The organism is Deinococcus sp. (assembly GCF_018260405.1).
Classification (GTDB): Bacteria; Deinococcota; Deinococci; order Deinococcales; family Deinococcaceae; genus Deinococcus.
Genome location: NZ_JAGLBG010000032.1, coordinates 1 through 22,869, shown reverse-complemented (window position 1 = coordinate 22,869; position 22,869 = coordinate 1). Strand labels below are relative to the sequence as shown.

Sequence of the window (22,869 nt, the reverse complement as noted above, 5' to 3'; positions counted from 1 at the left end):
TTCAGCCCGCCTTGCCCTCGCTGAGCATCCCGATGATGTACAGCGTGAGGAACCCGGCGAAGAACGCGGAGGTGATCCAGGGCGTCTGGGCAACCTCGTGCGCCTCGATCAACAGTTCTTCCGTGACCAGGAACAGCAGGGCCGCCGCGCCGAATGAGAGCATGACCGCCAACGGAAATCCGGTCAAGCCGCCCAGCAGTGTGCCGCCGATCAACGCACCGAGCGCCACCATTAGCGCCAGCCCCGCCACCGTCAGGATGCTTTTGCCAGTTTTCCAGCCCGCTTCACCCAGACTGGAGGCCAGGCTGACTCCCAGAAAACCCATTTCCAGTGTCATCGCCACGACCAGCAGCAGGCCGATACGCGCGTCGGCCGAGAAGCCCACACCGATCAGCAGGCCGTCGAGCAGACAGTCGATCCCCACGGCGGCCAGCAGGCCCGATTTGTTTTCGCTGTTGCCCTCGTCGCGTTTTTCCAGGTTTTCGGCAAAGCGCTGCACCATCAGCATGACCACGACGCCCAGCACAAAACCCAGGATAATTCCCGCCAGTTCATGCGTGCGCGTCAGCTGCGGCAGCAGTTCCCCCGCCACCACCGCGATCACCAGCCCCCCCGCGAAGTGCTGCACGAAACTGCGCAGGCTGTCGCTGGGTTGACGCACGCTGGCGACCGCGCCGCCGAGAATGGTGGAAGCGACCGGAATCGCGGTGAGGGTCAGAATTTGGCTGAGGTGAGAAGGCATGCCTGAGCATTATGGCGGAACTGTGATGGGACTGCTGTGGCCCCGGCAGGCGCACAGGCTCGGCCCAGCTGACCGTTGCCCAGCTGACAGTTCCCTGTGAGAGGGCGGCCTTTAGACTCCGGGGGTGAACATCGAACTCCTTCTCGTGATTTTCGCTGGCATCCTCGGGCTGCTGGTGGGGTCATTTACCAATGTCCTGATCTGGCGTCTGCCGCGCCACGAGAGCATCGCCTTTCCGCCGAGCCACTGCCCTAACTGTGACCATCCGCTGGCCCCCAAAGACCTCGTGCCGCTGTTTTCCTGGCTGGCACTGGGCGGCAAATGCCGCTACTGCAAGGCTCCCATCAAGGCGCGTTATCCCATCGTCGAGGCCATTTCCGGGGTGGCCTACGCGGTCATCGCACTGACCTTTCCCTTTTCGGTCTTCGGGGCCGCGCCCATCGGCCTGATGCTGCTGTTCACCATTTTGCTGGCGGGCAGTGCCATCGACCTCGACACCTACACCCTGCCCGATGAACTGACCCTGACCGGCGTGCTGCTGGGCCTGCTGTTCGGCTTTCTGAACGAGCGCAGCGCAGTCAACGGCCTGCCGCACTTTGCCGGAGCCGTGCAGGGCGCCTTGCTGGGCGCGGGCATTCTGGTGACTATCGACCTGATCGGCTCGTGGGTGCTGCGGCGCTTCCGTGAGCGGCGTTTTCCGGACTTTCCCATCGGCTACCAGCAGATCAGCCTGGGGCTGCTGGCCGGGGCGTGGCTGGGGCCAGTCGGGGCACTGGGCGCGGCGCTGCTCTCGGCGGCCGTCAACTTCTTCGCCAAAAAAGTAGTGCCCATTCCCGAACTCGTGACGTTGGGCGGCTTTCTGGTCAGCCTGGCGCTGTCGAGCAGCGGCGCAGGCGGCGGCGTCGTGAAGGTGACGCAGAATTCGCTGGAGGGCGCGGGCGCAGTGGCGCTGCTGGCCGGGGTCTACTGGTTCCTGGCCCACCGCGGCAAAAAAGGGGAAGAGGCCGACAGCACCGAGAGCCAGAACTTCGACCCCAGCGCCATGGGCTTTGGCGACGTGAAACTGGCCGCCGCCATCGGCGCGTTCCTAGGCTGGCAGAACCTGCTGCTGGCGGTGCTGGTCGCCGTGTTTGCCGGGGCCGTGTTCGGCCTGATTCAGAAGGCGACGCGGGCCGACAACCGGGTCAAGTTCGGCCCCTATCTGGCGCTGGGGGCCGTGGTCGCCATGCTCTGGGGCGAGAGGATCATTGACGCTTACCGGGCCAGCCTGGGAATGTAAGCCAGAACAAGAGAAGGCGGCGCGGATTCCATCTCCGCGCCGCCTTCTTTGGTCACCTGCTTCAGTGATAGATGTCGTAACCGGTAATTTTGGATGCCGGATAAGGATTGCTGGCACTGATCTGCTGCGAGCGGTCATACACGTTCCAGCCGCGCTTGACGCTCAGTGAAGGAATCGCCTGTTCACCCGCGGCCCACGGGAACTGCTCGGGGATATTGACCTGCGGCGTGGTGGTGTCGGTGGGGCTGTAGATCAGCCACAGGCGGTTGCGGGCCACGGGTTCACCGATGTCGTACTTCGCATTGTTGTTGGTGTCGTCAAAGGCCACGACCTGATACACGCCGACCACGTTCGGGAAAGTGGGCAGGTCAAAGCCAAAGCTGCGGGCCACGCCGCCGTTGTCCACGACGTTTTGCCTGATGTTGCTGCTGTTGGTAAATGTTTTGGGCAGCCCCGTACCCACCAGCGCCAGGCGCAGGCGCGGACTCTGGCCCCAGTCGCCGTGGATGGTGCCGCTGAGCACGTAGCTGTCGGGGTTTTGCACAGGGGTCGAGTGGCAGGCGGCCAGCACAGGCGCAAGCACCGGCACCAGCAGCAGAGGGGCAAAGTTTTTCACGCCTCAGCCCTTCGTGAGAATACGGACGGTGAGCAGAGTATCGGCGGTCGCGCCCGCAATCGGGGCGTTGCTCTGGTCCATCGTGCGGGTGATCTTGGGCAGCACACCATCGCCGGTCACGACCTTGCCGAAGATGTTGTACTTACCGTTGAGCATTTCCGACGGCCCAAAGGTGATGAAAAACTGTGAGCCGTTGGTGTTGGGGCCGCTGTTCGCCATCGCCAGAACGCCGCCCGTGGCAAAGCTCAGTTTGCTGCGGATTTCGTCGGGGAACTGGTAGCCGGGACCGCCCATGCCCCAGCTGGCCTGCTTGGACAGGTCGGCACTCTGCGGGTCGCCGCCCTGCGCCATAAAGCCATCGATCACGCGGTGAAAACGGGTGCCGTCGTAAAAGTGGTTGCGGGCCAGCGTCACGAAGTTGTTGACGGTCACGGGCGTTTCCTGCTCGTACAGGTCGATCAGAATCTGACCCTTGTCGGTGTCGAACAGCGCGTAGTAGTCTTTGCCGTCTTGCAGGGCCATTGCGGGTTCGGACTTGAATTCGCGCACAGGCTTGTCGCTGAGGTAGGGAAGCAGGGTGTAGCCCGCCGGAACCGGGCCGGGCGTGGTGATGGCGGGGGTGGTTTTTGCCGTATCCGCTTTGGCGGTGTCGGTCTTGGCGGTATCGGTCTTAGCGGTGTCCGTTTTGGCGGTGTCGGTCTTGCTGGTATCGGCGCTGTCAGCGGGCTTTTTCTGGCAGGCAGAGAGCATCAGCAGGGCGGTCAGGAACAGGGCAGCCTTCTTCATCAGACGTAGTTTAGCGGGCGCAGGTGAGGACACTTCCAGAGGCCCAGCCCCTTTAGCCTGCTCTAGAGCATTTGGCAAAAAAAGGGCACAGCTTTTTGACGGGCAGAGCGGGGGCAAACCAACGAGCAGGACGGAGAATGAAGACGTTGGAGCTGGGGTTCGACGAAGATCATAATTCGCAGAACTGCTCTAGACTGTGGGGCGTGATTATTACCATCGACGGCGTGGCGGCCAGCGGAAAATCCAGTGTCTCCAGCGGTGTGGCTCGCGCCCTGAAATTGCCGTACATCAGCAGCGGACTGCTTTACCGCGCCGTGACCCTGCTGGCCCTCGACGCCGGGCTAAGCCCCCACGACGCCCCGGCCATCCTGGCGCACGTTCAGGCCCACCCAGTACGCCTCGAACCGCTGGCCGAGGGCAACCGCGTGTGGCAGGCAGAGCGCGAACTGACGCCCTTACTGCACTCGACCCGCATCGATAAAGGGGTCAGCCTGATCGCCGCTCAGCCCGCAATTCGTGCCTGGGTCGATGAGCAGCTGCGCCGCCTGACCCCGCCTTTCGTAGCCGAGGGCCGCGACATGGGCACCAACGTGTTTCCGGGGGCCGACGCCAAGTTCTACCTGACCGCCAGCCCCCGAGTAAGGGCCGAGCGCCGCGCCCAGGAACGCCCCGAGGATATCCCCGCCACCGAGGCCGCGCTGATGCGCCGCGATGAACTCGACCGCGTGCAGAGCGCCCCGGCCAGCGACGCCCGGATCATCGACACCGGGCGGCTCGACCTGCAAGGCGTGATCGACACCGTACTGGCCGCCCTGCCACCAACGCCAAAGCCCACTTGAGCGGACAAGCTGACCGCTGGCTGAAGCCGATGTGCTATCCACAGGTCATGAACGATTTCGATGCGCGTGCCCTGCAAATGGCCTTCGATCTGACCATCCGCAACACCTATGAGGGCAAGGTGGGCCAGGGCTACAACGAGGCCCGCGCCCACGATATCCGGCGGCTGTACAACATCATGTGTGGCCGCAGCCCCGAGGAACAAGCCGCGCCTATGCACATTCTGCCCGCACCTGCATTACCTACGCCCGCACTGGCCCCAGTTAAGCCTAAGCGCCGTAAGAAAGACGACGAGGGCGCAGGCGAACCGCAGTAGAAAACCATGGTAGATAGGGGTTGCCGATTAGCCGAGCTTGACTGCGCCACACGGCTACAACAGGCAATCTATCCCGCCGTCCTGAGTTTGAACGGGCCACGCCGCTTCCGCGCCGCCGCGAATCGGACACGGCCCAGCGGCAACCGGCACGCCTACGCCGCCTTCATCTCTGCCGCCCTCATCTCCCACCCGGCGCAATCGCCTTTGCCCACCGTTGCGAAACAGGCTCTTTACCGCTTCGTCGGCGTTGGCCTGGGCTGGGTCACGCTGGGTGGAGTCGTGCTGAACTCGCCGTAGACTCATGCCAGCAGCATAGGACATCTTATTTGCCCAGAGCAACGACCACAATTCTTTGCCCCTGCCGCAACCGGTTGTACCTCACCTCGGCCACGGCAGTGACTTCCTGGGCCAGCGCGTTCGCGGCGTCCTCGGCCACCGTCTGCACGAAAAATTCCATGTCACGTACCACCGGATGCCCCACGAAGGCGTCTATGTACGCGTCCAGGCTGAACAGTTCAAGCAGATTTGCCCCAGCACGGTACTTGAGGGTCAGGGTACTGCCCGGCTTGGGGTTTTGGGTCATGGGGCACAGTTCGGGCAGGTGCAGCACATGCTCGGTGTCAGTCTGAAGATCGGGCCGAGCGTTGGCGATGACTTTTAGCAGGGGCGCCTGATCGCTCATGTGGGCCGCACCGCAACGTGCCGGACGCGAAAGGCAAAGAGCGCGGCAATAACGTACTTGGTCACGATATCGGCAAAAATGATCTGGGCAATGTCGCGGTGGCTCATGGTGCCCCAGAAGGCCAGCAGCGTAAACGAAACGGAGTCGAGGGGCACACTCACGGCGTTACTCGCCAGCACGCGGGTCCACCAGTTGCGGTGCAGCAGGCGCTGGTACACGGCGGTATCGGTCAGTTCGCCTAGCAAAATCGCCAGAAACGACGCGCCGATAAAGCGCAGCGGCGTATGCAGCGCCGCCGCCGCCACGGTATTGACCAGCAGCGCCAGCGCAATGGCGATATACACGGCCTTCAGCCCGCCTGCCCGGTGAATACGATCACGCAGGGTAAACACGGCGGCGAAAAAGATGGTCCCAACACTGAGAAGGCCAAAGACCGGCAGTTGGATAAACCGGTTCAGCGTGACGTTGGCAAGCAAGATGCTGGTGGCGTACAAAATAATCAGGATGGTGGGCGGCAGGGCGGGTTTGCCCAGCGCGGTGGGGGTCACGGGCGCGTTCATAGGTGTTTCCTCCGGGCCTGGGCGACTGGATAGGTCACGGGCCGCGTCAAAGGGTAGCAGAGCCAACAGCCCTGACCCTCAGCATGGGCACCTGGCGGGACAACTTTCAGGGGCGCGGTCGCGTAGTCTGAAGTGTGAGTCGGCGTAGTGGCAGCAAAAGCAATAAAAAGCGGGGTGGTCAGTGGTCTTTGCTTGTGCTGGCCGCTCTGGTCGGAGCAGGAGGAGCCTGGACACTGGTTCAGGGGCACGCTCCGGTGATGGTGAGGCCCTCCAACACGGGCGAAACGCCGCAGGCCAGCAGTGATCCGTACAGTCAACTGCAACCGAACGCCCCAGCTCCCAGCCCTGAACCTCCAGCCGCGCCCGCACCGCAGCCACCGCCAGAGATACCGCCACGGCCCCAAGCCCAGGCCCAGACTCAGCCACAGGTTAAGACACAGGTTCAGCCACGAATTCAGACAGAGCCGGGCAGCGTCCCGCCCTTGCCCCCAGTTCCGGCGCCCGGCCCCGAAGCCGCGTTCAGAACCCTACCCCACAGCGCCGACGGCTGGTACGCGTTGGGGGTACAGGCCAGACAGACCGGAAACCACCGGGGGGCCGCTAGAGCATTTGCCCAGGCCGCCGCACTGAACCCCTCGGCGGCCAACTGGCGGGCGCTGGCAGACGAGCAGGTGGCGCTGGGCGACTACGCGGCGGCCACCCGCGCCTACGACCAGGCCGGAGCGATCTACCGCAAAAGCGGCGACGAGATGACCGCCCGCGCCCTGGAACACCTGGCCGCCCCATTCCGGCAGAGTCTGGAAGTGCGCTGGGTCGTACCGAAAACGGGAAGAACGCAGCTACAGCTTGCCAAGTTCGAGCCGCCGCGTGGGGTGCTGCTGGGCGTGTATGCCAGCGGCAGCGACGTACAGGGGGCCTGGGGCAAAGCGCCGAGCCTCACACTGCGTATGAACGATTTCGCGGTGCTGTTCCGGTACTGGAAATTCAGCAATTCTAGCGACCCCACCGTGACTTTTCCGGGGCGTTTCGCGCAGGCGGCCAGGGCGCAGGGCAAGGCGCTGCATCTGGCTGTAGAACCGGGAATGCCGTTACAAGACATCTCCGACGAGATCGTGCGGCGGTTTGCACAGCAGGCCAGAGCCGCCGGGCTGCCCATCTTTGTGCGCTTTGCCAGCGAGATGAATGACCCCCACAACGACTGGTCGCGTGACCCGGCCCTCTACCGCCGGACTTTTGAGCGTGTGGCACGCATTTTGCACAACGAAGCGCCGAATGTGGCGCTAGTCTGGATGCCGATGCCGGGCGACCTGAACAAGATGGCCGAGTATTATCCCGGCCCCGGCGCGGTGGACTGGGCGGGCCTGAGCCTGTACAGCGTGCCGTTCGAAAATGGCGACGTGCAAAAGCCCCAATTCGGCACGCACCCGCTGGACACTATCGACGGCTTTTACCGCCAGTACGCGCCGCACCACCCCATCCAGCTCTCGGAATACGCCGCGGCGAGCCGCTCGGGGGCCGCGCCTGAGCGGGATTTTTCGGCGTTCGCAGCGCAGCAGCTGCGCGAAACCTATTGGGGCGCGTGGCTGAAGTACCCGCGCCTGAAGAACATCAACTGGCTGGACATGAACATGCTGGGCGGCGAGAGCAACGGCAAGGCGCAGGAGCGCCACAACGATTACCGCCTGTTCGCCAACCCAGCCAAGTGGCAAGCGTTTGGGGAGGTGCAGCAGCAAAGCGCCTTCTTCGGGTCGTTCAGCCGCAGCCAGTGCCAGAGCTGCGCGGTAGATACGGCCCGCCCGTGGCCCGTGAAAGTGGCCGCAGACAAAATGGTGCGGGGTGTGCTGCAACTGCAAACGGCGAAGCCAGCCGCTTATGTGGCGCTGTGGCTAGACGGCCAGCGCCTGCCGGTGGGGGCGGCCCTCCCCTACCGCTTTGAAGTTACCCCGGCAGCGGGTCGCCACCGCCTGAAAGTACGGGTACAACAGGCCGACGGGCAAGTGCTGACCGAGCAGGAAAAGGTGTTCGTGGCCGAGTAGAGACCGTTATGGAGCCGCGCCAAAAAACGTGTCCATCTGCGCCCGGTCATAGTCCAGCAGCCAGCCATTAAACTCTGCGTAAAGTTGCGCCAGTCGCGCTGCATTTGGCCCGATGATATCCATTCCCCGGCTGTCGTAGGGGCAGGCCAGCATACCCAGTTCGGGCGCGGCGAGGAACAGGCGGGCGCTTAGACTGGCCGAGAAGCCAAAATCGGCGGCGAGGACGCCCCACAGCAGTTCGGGGAGTCGGGCGTTAGGCAGCCGGAAGGCGAAAAAGACCCGCGTTATCTCGTCTGGCCTAGAAAGGGCGCGGATTTCGGGCGTCGGTGGCGTGATTCCCAGCTCCCGTAGCGACGCCCCAGCCTTTTGCCAGAGCTTGCCGGGCTGTTGATGGTTTTCGGGGGTTTCGTCCCAGAGTTGCAGGATAACCGTCAGTTCTTCCGCGCCAGCAAAGGCGGCGTCCAGCACGGTGCGGGCGCGGTCTATCGCTTGAAGGAACTGGGCGACGCGGGTTTCGCCGCCCGACAGTGCGAACCGTAAGGCGGGCGAGTGAGCGTAAAAGAGCGGGGCGGCAAGAGCCGGGCCAAACACTTCGTCCAGCCGCTCGAAAAGGCTCACCGGTACTGCTCCGGCAGCCCCCAGACATGCCACAGCGCGTCCACCCGCCGCCGCACCGCCTGCGACATAACGATTTTGTTGGGCCATTGGCGCACGAAGCCTTCGCTAGCAAGCTTTCGCGCCCCATCCCAGGCCAGCAGTCCATCCAGATTCCACACGTCGCGCTCGGGGTCAATGTTGTTCAGCACCGTCCACCACACGTCGCTCATGTCGTTCACGTTGGTCTGCTCGTCGCAAATGAGCAGGTGGCGCACCCCGTCGGCGGCGGGATGCCCGGCAAAGGCTTCGGCCAGGGCGCGGGCCTGACCGGGGCGGGTCTTGTCCAGCACGACCACCCAGTAACCGTCGGCAGTCTGACGCTGGGCCAGGATGCCTTCAAAACTGGGCAGGTGGCCCCCCTCCGGTTCACCCCCTAAAGAGGTAGGAGCGACAGGAGCCGGAAAAAACAGGTCTAGCGCGTAATCCTGCGCCTGCTCCTCGCGGCTGCTCTTGGGACTGCCGATTTCCTCGGGGCGCTTGGTGGTCGCGTCGATAATCAGCTTGCTGCCGTAGCCCCAGCCCCGGCTAGAGTGGTCGAGCACGTCAATCGGCCCGCGCGTGGTCAGCGTGTCGCGGCCAGGTACGGCCTTGTGCGTGACTTCGCACCACACGGCGTCCATGTCGTTGACCTTTACGTTTTCGTCGACCACCACAATGACTTTAGCGAACATCATCTGGCCCAGCCCGAGCAGCCCGTTGGCGACCTTGTAGGCCTGACCCGGAAAGTCCTTTTTGATGCTGACGACCACCAGATTGTGCGCCACGCCAGCGGGCGGCATGTGGTAATCCACGATTTCAGGAATAATAAGCTGTGCGGCGGGCAAAAACAGCCGCTCGGACGCTTCGATCAGGTAGGCATCCTCCATGGGCGGGCGGCCCACGATGGTTGCGGGGTAGACCGGATTGCGGCGCATAGTCACGCAGGTCACATGAAACAGTGGGTAGAGGTCGGGCAGCGTGTAAAAGCCGGTGTGGTCGCCGAACGGCCCCTCGAGCACCCAGTCCTCGGCGGGGTCGACGTAGCCTTCCAGCACAAATTCAGCGTTGGCGGGCACGTCCAGATTCACGGTCAGCCCCCTGACCACCGGATAGCGCTGGCCGCGCAGGTAGCCCGCCACGGCGAACTCGTCCAGCCCCGGCACCGGCGGAAGAGGCGCGGTGGCGGCGTAAATCAGCGCGGGGTCGCCGCCGATGGCCACGGCCACCTCCAACTTTTGCCCCAGTTTTTTGGCCTTTTCCAGATGGCGCGTGCCGGTCTTGTGGCGCTGCCAGTGCATCCCAGTGGTGTTTTTGCTCATGACCTGCATGCGGTACATGCCCATGTTACGCTCGCCAGTTTCAGGGTCTTTGGTAATCACCAGCGGCAAAGTGACGAAGGGGCCGCCATCATTAGGCCAGCACTTCAGCACCGGGATTTTGCTGAGGTCGACCTCGTCGCCGCGCCAAACGACTTCCTGTACCGGGGCGGTCTTAACAGAACGGGGGGGCAGGTTGACCGCGTCGCGCAGCTTGGGAAGGTTACTCAGCATTCCGCCTAGCCCGCCCGACCCCCTCAGGTCAATCAGCGCCCGGATTTTGCGGGCCAGTTCGTCCAGGTCGCCCACGCCCAGGGCCAGCGCCATGCGCTCACGCGTGCCCAGCAGCCCTATGACCACCGGGTAATCACTGTCCACAACATTTTCAAACAGCACTGCCGGGCCGCCTTTTTTAACCAGTCGGTCACTCATTTCAGTGATTTCCAGATTACGTGAAACGGGTTCGCGCACCCGCAGCAGTTCGCCGCGCTGCTCCAGCAGGCGGATGAAGGACTGAATATCGGGAAAAGCTTGAGCGGGGCGGGACATGACAAGCAGAATAGGCCGCGCCCCCGATTCACGACTAGGGCGCAGGGCGACATGAGCGGCGAAATGAAGAAACGCAACAGCTTCGCCTTGGCACTGACTGGGCCGCAACAGACCCCACCAGGTTTCCGGCGCGTTTGCGGGCTGCGGCGATAGCGTTGCGCGGGGCGGGCAACGCCTGTCTCAATGTCTCTATACCTTCAGCACATCCGCCTGTGCGGCATTTCTCTAGACTCGGCACAAGTTCAAATCTCAGGAGGTTCCAACATGGGAGAAGGCAAACCAAGCAGCACCAACCAGACGCACCCCAGCACCAGCCAGCCCACCGACGCCCCCGCCAGCGTTACCGCCCCCGAAGGCAGCCGCGCCGACGCCGTAGCCGACGGAGCCAACACCAACTTTGGCCCCACGCTGACCGAGGTGCCCGCCCCGCAGAATGGGCCCAGCACCGAGCCAGAAGGCAAGAAGTCGCAGTAAATCGCCTACGAAAAGCCCCCCGCGCCGGGCCTGTGCGGGGGGCTTTCGCAGGCAAAGTTCAGTAGTAGGGGTGCCGCTTTGCCCAAGAAGGCGCCGCCTGCACCGCGAAACCCGTACCTTTCCTACTCGCACCGGCCCGGACTGACTCCACCAGCACGCTCCGCCTACGGAGTGCCGTCTGTTTCGTTGACTACCCGGATTGCCAACTCTAGGCCCGGAACCCAGGTTCGTATCAGCCGTTCGCCAGTCGCGCTCTTTTTGTAGGATTACTGCTTTTGTAGGCTTACTGCCGACCCAGGTACTCTACCAGGGCCCCCAGTTGTTTACCCTGAAGCTGGGGAAAGGCGGGCATTCCAGTCGCGCCGTGCAGCACGATAGATTTGAGTGCCTCCGGCTGCCGCAGCGCCGCTGACCCGAGCAGCTTGGGGCCGCGCCCGCCTTCCAGGTTCTGCCCGTGGCAAACCGCGCAGTTCTGGGCAAAGACCAGTCGGCCATCCACGCCCGCGCCCGTTTTCTGCTGGTACTGCGTGATCAAGGCGTCGGCCTCGTGCTCATCCGGGGCCAATGCCCGGTAGGTGTTCAGCGCCTGGAGACCCGCGTCATACTGCCCGAACAGCCCCAACGCGTAGCCGTAGTACAGCTGGCCCTCGGGGTCACGGGGGGCCAGGGCCACGCTGCGCTGAATGAAGCCGAGGCCGTTTTCGGCCATTTTGGGGTCTTTCAGCAGAAAGAAGCCCACCCGCCGCAGCGCTTTGGCGTCGCTGCGCTGCTGCACCAGCACCTGCGTATAGGCTCTGGACGCCAGCGAGTAGTTCTGCGCCTGCCACGCCGCGTCGCCCCAGGCGTTCAGGTCGGCCAGCGCACCCGTGCGCGTCGCCCGCTGTTCGAGGCCCGGCAGGGCGCTGGCGTTCCTGAGCTGCGCGGCCTCAACGGTGGGCAGTCCGGCGTAGCGCCACTGCGGAAATACCGTGTACAGCCCGCCCAGCGTAACGAACCCCGTCACGCCCAGGGCCAGTAGCGCCACGGGCAGGGCCGGACGCCCGGCACGCGCGGCAGCCGGGGGCAGCGCGTCGAGTTCCTGCAAGACCTGGGCCAGCCGCACCTTTTCGCGGATCACCATTTCCGCATGGGGGCCAGCGGCGTCACCAGCACTGCCCGCTTCGAGTTCGCGCAGGTTATCCAGCAGCTGCTCACGCTCCTCTTCCAGTTCGGTGCGGCGGGTGTCCTCGGGGGTCACGCGTGCCGGGCCGAGGGCAGGCCACAGCAACAGCACCAGCATAAAAATACCCAGTACCAAGACGGCGTAAATCATTCGCGGTCCGCCAGCATGTCCTGAATGCGCTTTTCTTCTTCGGCGGTCAAAGTACGCGCCGGTGGACGGCTGGAACTCTTCAGGTAGTTCCACCACGCAAACACCCCGACGACTAAAAACACCACCGGCAGGACCCACAGCAGCGCGTCGAGGCCGCGTTTGGGCGGCTCCAGCAGGATACGGTCACCGTAGCTGGCGCGGAACGTCTCCAGAATCTCGGACTCGGGTTTGCCCTGGCGCACCATCACGCGCACCTGATCGAGCATCTGGCGCGAAATGTCGGTCTGGCTCTGCGCGATGCTCTCGCCGCTACAGATCGGGCAGTGGATTTTCATGCCAATGCGCTCGACCTGCCGTTCCTGCTCGGCGCTGAGCTGCACGCTAACGGGAACATTAACCACGCCTACGGCTGGCGCGTTTTGGGTCTGCGCGGGCTGACCTTGTATGTTCTGGGCCTGTGCAGGCAAGGGCGCAAGGTTAAACACTGCCGCCACCAGCAACGGGGCGAGGCGGCGCTTCATTCCGCCCCCCCGACTGACTGCAGGGCCGCCTTAAATTCCCGAGTCAGTTCCGGGCTGTCGGTCACCGCGCCGAGGTGGTGATAGACGATTTTGCCGTCGGCCCCAATCAGGTACGTGTCGGGAAGCTGCGCGATGCCGTAGCGGATCGCCACCCGCGAGCCGGGGTCGAGCAGGGTCGGGTACGGCACGCCGTACTGCTGCACGAAGGCGCGGTCCTGGCCAGTCTTGTCGTTGTACAGCACGCCCAGAAACTGTACCTTGCCCGCCGACTGCTGCGCGGCCTGCACCAGCGCGGCGGCCTCGGCGTGGCAGGGCTGGCACCACGACGCCCAGAAGTTGACCAGCACGGGTTGACCCCGGTAGGCGCTGAGGTCGTGCGTTTTGCCTGCCGTGTCGGTCAGCGTAAAGGTCGGCGCGGGTTTGCCGGGCACCAGCACGCTGGGCGGGTCCTTAGGCGGCGTCAGCAGGCCATAGGCGAGCAAGGCCACAATAGCCAGCAGCACTACCGGCACGATAAAGCGGCTCACGCGGTCACCCCCTCACGCGGGGCACGGGCCGGAACTATGCGCGGGGCGATCTCGCGCACGGGGGCCGAGAGACTGAGGTAGGTGCCCAGCAGCAGCACCGCCGTTCCCCACCAGACCCACCCGACCAGCGGCGACTGGATTACGGCCACCGTCGCCCAGCCCTGATCGCGCTTGGCGGTCAGCAGTGTGACATAGGTGTCGCCCATAAAGTGATATTTGACGGCTGGCATGGCGACGGCCTGCGGCATGTTCACGTAGGTATTAAGCTTGGGCAAAAGCGTTTCGGTGCCGACCTGCACGGTGGCAATCTCGGAGACGCGCTCGGGGCGCTGTTCGCTGTTCAGGGCGGTCAACGTGACCTGTTTGCCCAAGACGGTCTGGGGTCTACCGAGTTGCAGCGTCACTTCTTCCTTGGCCTTGTAGGTGCTCGAAAATCCTATGCCCAGCGCGATGAACACAATACCCAGGTGCGCCAGATACGCGCCGTAGCGCCGGGGATACTCGCGCACCAGACCTGGCAGCGCCGCGAAACCCCCCCGCGCCCGCGCACTGTCCCAGACAAGTTGCCCGAGGCTGGCGAGGTTATACAGGCACAGTCCCACCGTCAGCGCCAGCCCCAGATTCCGCACGCCCAGCAGCAGGGCCAGCGCTGCGCCGACCACCGCCGCGAGCAGCGGAAAGCGCAGCGACTGCCACAGCGAACCGTTCAGCCTGCGCCAGGGCAGCGCCGGGCCGACGCCCATCAGCAGCAAAATCAGCAGGCCCAGCGGCGCCGCGAACTGGTTATAGAAGCTCGGGCCGACCACCGTACGATAGCCCCGAGCAACCTCCAGAAAAATTGGGAACAGGGTCGCTAGCACCACCAACGCGGCAAAGACCACAAACAGCACGTTACCGCCGAGCACCGCACCCTCACGGGAAACGGGGCTGTCGAGGCTGTGCGGGTCGCGGGTCGCCGGAAGCCGCCACGTCGCCAGCCCCACGCCAATAGACACCAGCAGCGCGAAAAAGCCCAGAAACAGTGCCCCGATGGGCCCGTTCGAGAAGGCGTGCACGCTTTCCACCACGCCCGAGCGGGTCAGGAAGGTGCCCAGCACGGTGGCGGCGTAAGCGAACACGATCAGGTAGATGTTCCAGCCCTTGAGCATCCGGCGGCGTTCCTGAATCTGAACACTGTGAATAAACGCTGTCGCCAGCAGCCAGGGCACAAAACTGGCATTTTCGACCGGGTCCCAAGCCCAATACCCGCCCCAGCCCAGAATCTCGTAGCTCCACCAGCCGCCCGCCGCGATTGCCGCGCTCAAAAAGGCCCAGGCGACCATCGTCCAGCGCCGGGTCTGAACTAGCCAAGACTCGCCCAGACGACCGGTCAGCAGAGCCGCCACAGCGTAGGCGAACGGCACGCTAAGGCCCACGAAACCCAGGTACATCAGCACCGGGTGAACCGCCATCATCCAGTGGTTTTGCAGCAGCGGGTTCGGCCCCTGCCCCTGCACAGGCACGTCTACCACCGGCGTAAACGGACTGGCAACCGTGAGGTTCAGCCCTACGAAAAACAGTACCGACACGCTCATCACGGCCATGACCCAGGGCCGCAACACATCGCGCCGGGCGGTTAAAGAGACAATGAAAGCATACAGCGAAAGCATCCAGGCCCACAGCAAGATGGAGCCTTCCAGCGCGGCCCAGAGCGTCACCACCTTGACCCAGGTGGGCGAGACGGTCATCGAATGCTGCGCCACGTACCGCACCGAGAAATCGTCGTGCAAAATGGCGTATTCCAGCGTACCCATCGCCAGCGTCATAAAGAGGAAGTTGCCCCACAGCGCCAGGCGGGCGCTCTGCTCTAGCCGCGAGTCGCCGCGCAGCCCCGCCAGCACGCCGCTGCACAGGGCATAGAGGGTAAAGGCGAACGCGAACAGCAGCGACAGCGTGCCCACCGCCCCAAGTGGGCTAAACGCCAGTCCAAGAAACTCGGTCATAGCCTCTAGGGTAGCCCGTCCGGGGCCAGGAAAAGAGGGTCAAAGTCCCGCTTGAACCGGGGCCGCTCCCCTGTTTCCAGCGCCCTGTCCAATAGACCGGCCCTCAAATCACACTGAGTTCGCTGCCCGGATCCAGGTGGGCCAGATGCTCCGGCAGGTTGCCTGGCCTATCCATCACGATCTGCTCGGCCTTGTAGCTGCTGCGAACCAGCGGCCCCGAGACCACTTCCATAAAACCGAGGCTCATGCCCTCATCACGGATTTCATCAAACTCGGCGGGCGACACGTAGCGTTCTACGGGCAGGTGGTGCATGGTAGGGCGCAGGTATTGCCCGAAGGTCAGCACGTCTACCCCGGCGGCGCGGCAATCCTTCATTGCCTGGGTAATCTCCTCCCGCGTTTCGCCCAGCCCCAGCATGATACTGGTCTTGGTAATCACGTCTGGACGGGCTTTTTTGGCGTGGTGTAGCACCGCGAGGGTCTGGTCGTAATCGGCGCGGCGGTCGCGCACCGGGTGGGTCAGGCGGCGCACCGTTTCAAGGTTCTGGGCGTAGGTATCCACGCCGCTGTCCAGCACCAGATCCACGCAGGCTGTGTTGCCGCCAAAGTCGGGCGTCAGCGACTCGACGCGGGTGTCCGGGTTCAGTTTCTTGATCGCCGCCACCGTCTTGGCAAAGTGGTACGCGCCGCCGTCCGGCAGATCGTCGCGGTCCACACTGGTCAGCACCACATACTTCAGACCCATCAGCTGCACCGACTGCGCCACATGCTGCGGCTCGTCCAGATCCAGCTTGCCCATCGGATTTCCGGTGTCTACGGCGCAGAATTTGCAGGCGCGTGTGCAGATGTGGCCCATCAGCATAAAGGTGGCGGTGCCGCGCGACCAGCATTCGCCGATGTTGGGGCACATCGCTTCCTCGCAGACGGTGTGCAGGCGGTGCTCCTTGACGATCTTACGAACTTCGGTAAAGACCTGCCCGGTGGGAATAGTGACTTTCAGCCACTCGGGTTTTTTCTCGCGCACCGGTACACTGTCTTTGCGGTAGATACCGTTCTTGATGAAGCGGGGTTCTTTCTGGTTGGGGTCCTGTTGGGTCATGGGAAGTCCTTTTACAGTGGGCAATTTGCAGAAGAAGGAAGGGGGCTAGCGCGTTTCAGCCAGCACCGGAACAGTCCAATCATAATCGGCAAAGACTGAGCGGAAAGCATCCGCCAGCGCTTTTTTCGCCTCCGGCATAGAGGCCGTGCGTTCCAGGCCACGCAGGTCGTACTCGCGCTGCACGCTGGTCATCTGGGTGGCTTGCAGGCCGCACGGCACAATCAGCCCAAAGTGGTCGAGGTTAGTGGTCACGTTCAGGCCGGTGCCGTGCAGCGCCACATGCCGCTTGACCGCCACGCCAAACGAGGCGATTTTCTGGTCGTATACCTTGCCGTTGACCTCACGCGGGGCCACGTACACGCCCGCGTACCCAGGGTTCGGGCGGGCGTCAGGCAGACCCAGCTCGGTCAGGGCCTGGATGGTGGCCTGCTCGAGCAGCCGCAGAAAATCGACGATTTTGCGCCCCACCGGAAACAGGGCGTAGGCGACCAGCTGCCCAGGGCCGTGATAGGTCACGTCGCCGCCGCGCTCGATTTCCAGCACGTCGATGTGCTGAGCCGCCAGATACTCGCGCGTAACGACGATGTTCTGGCCGTCTCTGGCCTTGCGCCCCAGCGTTAGCACGGGCGGGTGCTCCAGCAGCAGCAAAGTGGGCTGGCCGCCCTGCGCCACCCGATCATGGTGCTGGTGCTGCAAATCCCACGCCGCCCGGTAGGGCACCACCCCCAGGTCGAGAATGTCGAAAGCCGCAGTCGTCACAGGCAGATTGTACGCCCGTCGCCCCCTGTAAAAGCATGCTTTATTAACATAATCAGGCCAGATTCACCAGTTAAAAGAGTCATTGAAACTCACTCCGGTCGGTCACAAGGCTCATTCTGCCCGGTATCAGACCTCTTGCAAAAGTCGCCCAGTTATTCTCATTAGAGCATTTTGCAAAAAGATGGTGCTCTTTTGAAGCAACCTGTGATGCCGGAGGAGGCCCGGCTTACTGCCAGCGTTCGCGGGTCTCGGCGGCCTGGCGCAGCAGCAGGGGGCGCAGCTCCCCGATGAGGTACAGGCTGCCGCATGCGACGGCCAGCGCCTCGGCCTGCACCTGTGCCAGCGCCTCTTGCGGGGTCGGGGCCAGCGTGACGGGAACACCTGAAAAGTGCGCCGCCAGGTGCGCCGGATCGGCGGCGCGTGGACTCAAGACAGCCCGTGTCAGGATGACCCGTGAGGCCAGCGGAGCCAGGGCCGTAGCGACACCGCCAATGTCCTTGTCCTCCGCCGCCCCGAAAATCAGTGGAACACTGGAGACCCCCAGCCCGCGCAGCGCGGCGGCCAGGGCCTGTGCTCCGGCAGGATTGTGCGCCCCATCGAGCAAAATTCGCCCCTGCACCGGGGAATCCGCCAGTGGCAGAACCTCCATGCGCCCCGGCCACTGAACGGCGGCTGTTCCGGCCTGCACCGCGCCACCGGCTCCCAGCCGCAGGGCCGCCGCCGCCGCCAGGGCCGCGTTCTGTGCGCCGTGCAGACCCAGCAGCGGGGTGCGGAAAGTCAGCTGGTCGCCGGGCACGCTTAAAGTCACCTCCGAGCCTTCCCAGCCGAGGGGGCGCACCTGCACGGCCAGTTCACGGCGCAGCGCCCACAGATCGGCCCCGGTGGCGTGCAAAATGGGCCAGAGTTCTGGGGCGACCCCCGTCACGGCGGGCCGTCCCTGACGCAGAATTCCGGCCTTTTCTCTGGCGATGGCCTGGTGAGTCTCTCCTAGAAAAGCGGTGTGATCGAGCGCCACGTTCGTGATGACGCTCAGCACCGGGTCCAGCACGTTGGTCGCGTCGAGCCGCCCGCCCAGGCCCACTTCCATGACGGCGACCTCGGCCCCCGCTTCGGCGAACAGCAGACAGCCCAGGGCCGTCACGATCTCAAAAAAGGAGGCCCCGACCTGCTCGGCCACCGGGCGCACCCGCGCCAGGGCTTGCAACACCACCGGCTGCGGCAAAGGCTGCCCCGCCACCACGAACCGCTCGGCAAAGTGGGTCAGGTGCGGGCTAGTAAACAGTGCCGCGCGCGTGTTGGCCGCCGTCAGAATGCTCGCCAGCGTGGCGGCAGTCGAACCTTTGCCATTGGTGCCGCCCACCAGCACGGTGCGGAAGTGCTGCTGCGGGTCGCCTAGCCCGGCCAGCAGATCCCGCACCCGCCCCAGCCCCGGATGCACGCCGAAACGCTGCCGGGCAAAAAGCCAGTCGAGGTCTGCCGGGATGTTGCGGTCGGGGCCTGCTGGGGACATGTTCATGCCTGCCAGAGTACGCCCAGCACACTACAGCCAGCACAGTGTCGTGAATAGAGTGCCGCCAGCAGGTGTCGTCAGTAGAGTGGGGCCAATCCGGGCCTTACTCAGGCGAATTGCCGCTTCATCAGCAGCAGCTTGAGTTCGTGGGGGCTGGTGGCCGAACTCATGGCGTCTTCCTCGAGCATCTTGCCGTCAAGCACCAACTGGGCGAGGTGCTGGTCGAAAGTCTGCATGCCCAGCATCCCGCCTTCCAGCAGGGCCTGCTTGATTTCCTCGGTGCGTTCGGGGTCCTTGATGCACTCGCGGACGGTGGGCGTTCCCAGCATGATTTCCATGCCCAACACGCGCTTGTTGTCGGCCCCCGGCAAGAGGCGCTGGCTGACCACGCTGATCATGCTTTCCGAGAGGCCCTGGCGCACCTGCTCGCGCTCGTGCGGCGCAAAGAAATCGATGATGCGGTTCACTGTGCGAATGGCGTCCTGGGTGTGCAGCGTACTGAGTACGAGGTGACCGGTCTGCGCGGCGCTGAGGGCCGCTTCCACGGTTTCTTTGTCCCGCATTTCCCCGATCAGGATGATGTCGGGGTCCTGCCGCATGGTGGCACGCAGGCCAGCTGAAAAACTCAGGGTGTCGATGCCCAGTTCGCGCTGGTTGATCATCGCCATGCGGTCGCGGTGCAGCACTTCGATGGGGTCTTCGAGCGTCATGATGTTGACCGGCTGGGTCGCGTTAATGTAGTCGATCAGGCTAGCGAGGGTAGTCGTTTTACCGCTCCCAGTCGGCCCCGTGACCAGAATTAAACCGCGTTCGTTGTCGGCCAGTTTCTTGAAGGTCTCGATGGGCAGACCAAGCTGCTCGAAGGTCGGAATCGGTTTGTCCTCGATAACACGCATGATCAGGCCCACGGTGCCGCGCTGAAAGTAGGCGTTGACGCGGAAGCGCCCCACACCAGCGATGCCGTAGGCAAAGTCGGCCTCGCGCTTTTGCAAGAACGTGTCCCACATTTCCTTACGGGGCATCATCTCGCGGGTAAATTCGGCAATGTGGTCGGGCAGCAGCCGGGTATCCCCGAAACGCACGATATTCCCGTTGACACGCCCGGAAGGCGGCGACCCGGCCCGCAGGTGAATATCGCTGGCACGTTCGCGCACGATGGCGGTAAGTAAACCCTGAAGGACGCTGCTCATGGCCTTAAACGTAGACCCCGGCCTCTTACAGCTTTAATGCAGCGCGTAAGAATAGACCTCTTGCAAAAGTGGGGGCCAGGCCGCCCCGAATTCCCGCTTTCGCCCTGCTGGGCGAGTAGAAGCAAACATAGAGCCGTTCTCCGAAATGATGGGCACGTCGGAACAACACCGCCGCCCCCTTCATTTTACGTCCTGCTCTTTCTTGTTTACTCGTTCCACCCGGCGAAAGCTGCGGCGCTGCCTGCCGACCCACTTTGTCCGGATGCATTGACTGTTTAATGATAATGAAATATCATTTTCAGGAGATGAACCAGACCCTTGCTCCGAAATCCATCCCCATCACCGTGCTGTGCGGTTTTCTAGGTGCGGGAAAGACGACCTTGCTCAACCACCTGCTGACCCAAACGGCGGGGCAAAACATCGCCGTGATCGTCAACGAATTCGGCGCAGTCAACATCGACGCCTCGCTGGTGGTCAAGACCGACGAGGAAACGATAGAACTGAGCAACGGCTGCATCTGCTGCACGCTGCGCGGCGACCTGTTGCAGGCCGTCGACAAGCTGCTGCGCGAGCGCACACTGGATTACATTCTGATTGAAAGTACCGGAATCGGTGAGCCGCTGCCGATTGCACAGAGCTTTTGCCTGACGCCCGAAGAGCTGGAACTGGACGACAGCATTCCCAACCTGGTGGGCCGAGTGCATGTAGACGCGATGGTGACCGTTGTGGACGCCGCGCAGTTTTTTCCGCTATGGAACCGCCAGGACACCATTCCAGGCGACGCCGACCCGAATGGACAGGGCGAGAGGGGCTTTGGCGAACTGCTGGCCGAGCAAATCGAGTTTGCCGACATCATCGTGCTGAACAAGGTGGACATGGCCGCGCCGCAGGACGTGCAGAAGCTGCGCGAACTGGCCCGCATCACTAACCCCCGCGCCCGCGTGTTAAAAGCCGTAAAGGGGCAGTTGCCCGCCAGCGAGGTGCTGAACGTGGGCCTGTTTGATGTCGACGCCGCGATGCAGCAAGACGCCTGGATGGAGGAACTGCAAAAGGAGCACACCCCCGAATCGGAGGAATACGGCCTGAGCACGCACATTTTCCGTAGCGACAAACCTTTTGACGAGGCCAAGTTTCAGGCGATGCTGCGACAGGGGCTGCCGCTCAATATCGTCCGCAGCAAGGGCTGGGTCAATTTTGGCGACGGCGTAGCGACCCTGTGGAACCACACCGGGCGGCAGCTAGCGCTAGAGCAGGCCGGAACCTGGCACGACCCCGCGCAGGCGTTCAGCGAAATCGTGTTTATTGGGCAGAACATGGATAAGGTAGGGCTGGACGCTTTGCTCGGTGGGGCGGTGCAGGGGTAGGGCGCTGGGATTGGTCACACGCCCCCCTATCCCGCTGCGTGGCCCCCTCTCCTACAAGGGGCGAGGGGCAAAACATACACACGCTACAGGCCACATGCACAGGCCCAACCACTCACCAAAAAGGAGTTCCCCCAAATGAGCAGAGAATGCTACCTCACCGGCAAGAAAAACATGGTCGTCAACAGGGTCATCCGGCGCGGCAAGGCGCGGGCCGAGGGCGGCGTGGGCCGCAAGGTCACGGGCGTCAGCAAGCGCACCCAGCGGGCCAACCTGCAAAAAAAGACCGTCCGCAGCGGCGGAAAAGTCAAGCAAGTCTGGCTGAGTGCCAGCGCCCTGCGCACCCTGGCGCGTGGCCCCCATAACGGCCTGGAGCTGGCATGAAACGCCTCCTGACCTTGGCCCTGCTGAGCCTGACAGCGGCGCAGGCCGCCCCATTACAGGTGAGCGCCACCAACACAGTGATTGCCGACTTTGTGAAGAATGTGGGGGGCAACCGCGTCAGCGTCAATACCATCGTTGCGGCGGGCGGCGACACACACACCTTTCAGCCCACCACCGGGGCCATTCGCGGGCTGGCAGGCAGCAAGGTTATTTTTGCCAACGGCGCGGGCCTGGAGCCGTGGCTGCCCCGCATGACGGAGGCCGTGAATGTTCCGGTGCAGCCGTTGACGGCAGGGCTAAAACTGCGCCTGGCTCCCGGCGGAGGCGAAGAAGGTACCGACCCGCACGCCTGGTGGGACGCGGGGCTGGCGACTGGGTACGCCCGCAACGTCGCCGACACTCTGACCAGACTCGACCCGGCGGGCCGGGCGACTTACCAGAACAACCTCAAGCGTTTTGTCGAGCAAATAAGCAGTGCAGATGGCTATGCCAAAGCGCAGTTTGCCCAGTTGCCCACCGCCAGAAAAACCATTGTGACCAACCACGACGCGCTGCATTACTTCGCCGCCCGCTACGGCCTGAAGGTCGTAGGCACGGTTATTCCCGGCCTCAGCACCGAACGCGAGCCGAGCGCCCAGGACATCGCCAAGCTAGTGCAGAACGTCAAAAAAGCCGGGGTCAAGGTGATTTTCACTGAGAACACCGTCAACGCCCGCCTCGCGCAGACGCTGGCCCAGGAAACGGGCGCAAAGATTGCCCCGCCGCTGTTTACCGACGCCCTTGGCCCGGCGGGATCGGGCGGTGAAACTTACCTCAAAGCCCTGAAATACAACGTGGATACGATGGTCAAAGCGCTACGGTGAACCACACGCCAAGTATTGATAACACCTTCGCAAGTGCAGTAGGGTAGCGCGGTGCTGGGTGTCGATCATCTCACCGTGCGTTACGGTTCACAGGTCGCCCTCGAAGACGCCACGGTGCGTTTCGAGGCGGGGACTTTCAGCGCGGTCATCGGCCCGAACGGTGCAGGCAAAAGTACTCTGCTTAAAACGCTGGTGGGCCTGCTGCCCGACCCAGGACACCACGTCGTTTTCGACAAGGGCCACAGCCCGCGCAGCTGCGTGGCCTACGTGCCGCAGCAGCAGACCCTCGACTGGGCTTTTCCGGTAACAGTCTGGGACGTAGCGATGATGGGCCGCACGGGGCGGCTGGGCTGGCTGCGCTGGCCGGGCAAACGTGACCGCGAACTGGTTGCAGACGCGCTGCAACAGACCGGGGTGTTCGAGCTGCGCGACCGTCATATCGGGGCACTGTCGGGCGGGCAGCGGCAACGGGTGCTGCTGGCCCGGATGCTGGCCCGCGAAGGGCACATTCTGCTGCTCGACGAACCGCTGA

General features: G+C 63.6%; 25 protein-coding genes. 9 read left to right on the top strand and 16 right to left on the bottom strand.

What is annotated here, in order from left to right; translation table 11 throughout:
* Position 1 precedes the first annotated feature (1 nt).
* Positions 2-742 (bottom strand): transporter, encoded by a 741-nt coding sequence (locus QZ269_RS06000; RefSeq protein ID WP_291425355.1) that lies wholly within the window; start codon positions 740-742, stop codon positions 2-4.
* Between the two features lie 124 nt (positions 743-866).
* Between QZ269_RS06000 and QZ269_RS05995 the strand changes: the two genes are divergently transcribed.
* Entirely contained in the window at positions 867-2,021 is a 1,155-nt protein-coding gene (locus tag QZ269_RS05995) for an A24 family peptidase (protein WP_291425352.1), read from the top strand.
* Between the two features lie 61 nt (positions 2,022-2,082).
* On the opposite strand, the gene QZ269_RS05990 is transcribed toward QZ269_RS05995, so the two are convergent.
* Together QZ269_RS05990 and QZ269_RS05985 are read right to left on the bottom strand one after the other, a co-directional pair.
* Complete coding sequence (locus QZ269_RS05990) at positions 2,083-2,637, bottom strand: hypothetical protein (RefSeq protein WP_291425349.1); 555 nt, start codon at positions 2,635-2,637, stop codon at positions 2,083-2,085.
* A 3-nt stretch (positions 2,638-2,640) separates the two neighbouring features.
* Positions 2,641-3,423: a peptidylprolyl isomerase gene (locus QZ269_RS05985; RefSeq protein WP_291425347.1), complete on the bottom strand. Its 783-nt coding sequence runs from the start codon at positions 3,421-3,423 to the stop codon at positions 2,641-2,643.
* Between the two features lie 203 nt (positions 3,424-3,626).
* Between QZ269_RS05985 and cmk the strand changes: the two genes are divergently transcribed.
* Together cmk and QZ269_RS05975 are read left to right on the top strand one after the other, a co-directional pair.
* The gene (gene cmk, locus QZ269_RS05980) at positions 3,627-4,262 is read left to right on the top strand and encodes a (d)CMP kinase (protein ID WP_291425366.1); all 636 of its coding nucleotides are present in this window, start codon (positions 3,627-3,629) and stop codon (positions 4,260-4,262) included.
* A 47-nt stretch (positions 4,263-4,309) separates the two neighbouring features.
* Positions 4,310-4,576: a hypothetical protein gene (locus QZ269_RS05975; RefSeq protein WP_291425345.1), complete on the top strand. Its 267-nt coding sequence runs from the start codon at positions 4,310-4,312 to the stop codon at positions 4,574-4,576.
* Between the two features lie 54 nt (positions 4,577-4,630).
* Here the strand turns inward: QZ269_RS05975 and QZ269_RS05970 are convergent, their stop codons facing one another.
* The 3 genes from QZ269_RS05970 to QZ269_RS05960 are packed head-to-tail and all read right to left on the bottom strand — an operon-like array spanning position 4,631 to position 5,818.
* Complete coding sequence (locus QZ269_RS05970) at positions 4,631-4,879, bottom strand: hypothetical protein (RefSeq protein ID WP_291425343.1); 249 nt, start codon at positions 4,877-4,879, stop codon at positions 4,631-4,633.
* Positions 4,880-4,898: 19 nt separating this feature from the next.
* The gene (locus QZ269_RS05965) at positions 4,899-5,258 is read right to left on the bottom strand and encodes a hypothetical protein (protein ID WP_291425341.1); all 360 of its coding nucleotides are present in this window, start codon (positions 5,256-5,258) and stop codon (positions 4,899-4,901) included.
* Positions 5,255-5,818 carry a VUT family protein gene (locus tag QZ269_RS05960; RefSeq protein WP_291425339.1) on the bottom strand — a complete coding sequence of 188 codons (564 nt, stop codon included), beginning with the start codon at positions 5,816-5,818 and terminating at the stop codon, positions 5,255-5,257. Before QZ269_RS05960 ends, QZ269_RS05965 begins: the two co-directional genes overlap by 4 nt.
* A gap of 482 nt (positions 5,819-6,300) precedes the next feature.
* Between QZ269_RS05960 and QZ269_RS05955 the strand changes: the two genes are divergently transcribed.
* Positions 6,301-7,854, top strand: coding sequence for a hypothetical protein (locus tag QZ269_RS05955; RefSeq protein WP_291425337.1), 1,554 nt, complete (start codon positions 6,301-6,303; stop codon positions 7,852-7,854).
* 6 nt (positions 7,855-7,860) lie between these two features.
* On the opposite strand, the gene QZ269_RS05950 is transcribed toward QZ269_RS05955, so the two are convergent.
* Together QZ269_RS05950 and QZ269_RS05945 are read right to left on the bottom strand one after the other, a co-directional pair.
* Complete coding sequence (locus QZ269_RS05950; RefSeq protein ID WP_291425336.1) at positions 7,861-8,472, bottom strand: DUF3885 domain-containing protein; 612 nt, start codon at positions 8,470-8,472, stop codon at positions 7,861-7,863.
* Complete coding sequence (locus QZ269_RS05945) at positions 8,469-10,355, bottom strand: menaquinone biosynthesis decarboxylase (RefSeq protein WP_291425334.1); 1,887 nt, start codon at positions 10,353-10,355, stop codon at positions 8,469-8,471. Before QZ269_RS05945 ends, QZ269_RS05950 begins: the two co-directional genes overlap by 4 nt.
* 264 nt (positions 10,356-10,619) lie before the next feature.
* Between QZ269_RS05945 and QZ269_RS05940 the strand changes: the two genes are divergently transcribed.
* The gene (locus QZ269_RS05940; protein ID WP_291425332.1) at positions 10,620-10,829 is read left to right on the top strand and encodes a hypothetical protein; all 210 of its coding nucleotides are present in this window, start codon (positions 10,620-10,622) and stop codon (positions 10,827-10,829) included.
* A gap of 283 nt (positions 10,830-11,112) precedes the next feature.
* Here QZ269_RS05940 and QZ269_RS05935 read toward each other — a convergent pair whose 3' ends face one another.
* From QZ269_RS05935 to QZ269_RS05900, 8 genes are all read right to left on the bottom strand, one after another.
* Positions 11,113-12,141, bottom strand: a complete 1,029-nt coding sequence (locus QZ269_RS05935; RefSeq protein ID WP_291425330.1) for a cytochrome c — start codon at positions 12,139-12,141, stop codon at positions 11,113-11,115.
* Positions 12,138-12,662: a cytochrome c-type biogenesis protein CcmH gene (locus QZ269_RS05930; RefSeq protein WP_291425328.1), complete on the bottom strand. Its 525-nt coding sequence runs from the start codon at positions 12,660-12,662 to the stop codon at positions 12,138-12,140. The genes QZ269_RS05935 and QZ269_RS05930 overlap by 4 nt, the downstream gene beginning before the upstream one ends.
* Positions 12,659-13,189 carry a TlpA disulfide reductase family protein gene (locus QZ269_RS05925; protein WP_291425326.1) on the bottom strand — a complete coding sequence of 177 codons (531 nt, stop codon included), beginning with the start codon at positions 13,187-13,189 and terminating at the stop codon, positions 12,659-12,661. The genes QZ269_RS05930 and QZ269_RS05925 overlap by 4 nt, the downstream gene beginning before the upstream one ends.
* On the bottom strand, positions 13,186-15,171 hold the full coding sequence (locus tag QZ269_RS05920) for a heme lyase CcmF/NrfE family subunit (protein WP_291425324.1): 1,986 nt from the start codon (positions 15,169-15,171) through the stop codon (positions 13,186-13,188). Before QZ269_RS05920 ends, QZ269_RS05925 begins: the two co-directional genes overlap by 4 nt.
* Positions 15,172-15,274: 103 nt before the next feature.
* Positions 15,275-16,270 carry a lipoyl synthase gene (lipA, locus tag QZ269_RS05915; RefSeq protein WP_291425322.1) on the bottom strand — a complete coding sequence of 332 codons (996 nt, stop codon included), beginning with the start codon at positions 16,268-16,270 and terminating at the stop codon, positions 15,275-15,277.
* Positions 16,271-16,315: 45 nt separating this feature from the next.
* Positions 16,316-17,029 carry a lipoyl(octanoyl) transferase LipB gene (gene lipB / locus QZ269_RS05910; protein WP_291425320.1) on the bottom strand — a complete coding sequence of 238 codons (714 nt, stop codon included), beginning with the start codon at positions 17,027-17,029 and terminating at the stop codon, positions 16,316-16,318.
* Positions 17,030-17,255: 226 nt separating this feature from the next.
* On the bottom strand, positions 17,256-18,539 hold the full coding sequence (locus QZ269_RS05905) for a Mur ligase family protein (RefSeq protein WP_291425364.1): 1,284 nt from the start codon (positions 18,537-18,539) through the stop codon (positions 17,256-17,258).
* 107 nt (positions 18,540-18,646) lie between these two features.
* Positions 18,647-19,729, bottom strand: a complete 1,083-nt coding sequence (locus QZ269_RS05900) for a PilT/PilU family type 4a pilus ATPase (RefSeq protein WP_291425318.1) — start codon at positions 19,727-19,729, stop codon at positions 18,647-18,649.
* 305 nt (positions 19,730-20,034) lie between these two features.
* Here QZ269_RS05900 and QZ269_RS05895 point away from each other — a divergent pair, with 305 nt between their 5' ends.
* From QZ269_RS05895 to QZ269_RS05880, 4 genes are all read left to right on the top strand, one after another.
* A complete protein-coding gene (locus tag QZ269_RS05895; RefSeq protein WP_291425316.1) occupies positions 20,035-21,093 on the top strand; it encodes a GTP-binding protein in 1,059 nt (352 codons plus the stop codon).
* Between the two features lie 135 nt (positions 21,094-21,228).
* Positions 21,229-21,474: a 50S ribosomal protein L28 gene (gene rpmB / locus QZ269_RS05890; protein ID WP_291425314.1), complete on the top strand. Its 246-nt coding sequence runs from the start codon at positions 21,229-21,231 to the stop codon at positions 21,472-21,474.
* The gene (locus tag QZ269_RS05885; RefSeq protein ID WP_291425312.1) at positions 21,471-22,337 is read left to right on the top strand and encodes a zinc ABC transporter substrate-binding protein; all 867 of its coding nucleotides are present in this window, start codon (positions 21,471-21,473) and stop codon (positions 22,335-22,337) included. The genes rpmB and QZ269_RS05885 overlap by 4 nt, the downstream gene beginning before the upstream one ends.
* A gap of 51 nt (positions 22,338-22,388) precedes the next feature.
* The coding region (locus QZ269_RS05880; protein WP_291425310.1) for a metal ABC transporter ATP-binding protein at positions 22,389-22,869 on the top strand (481 nt) is incomplete at its 3' end.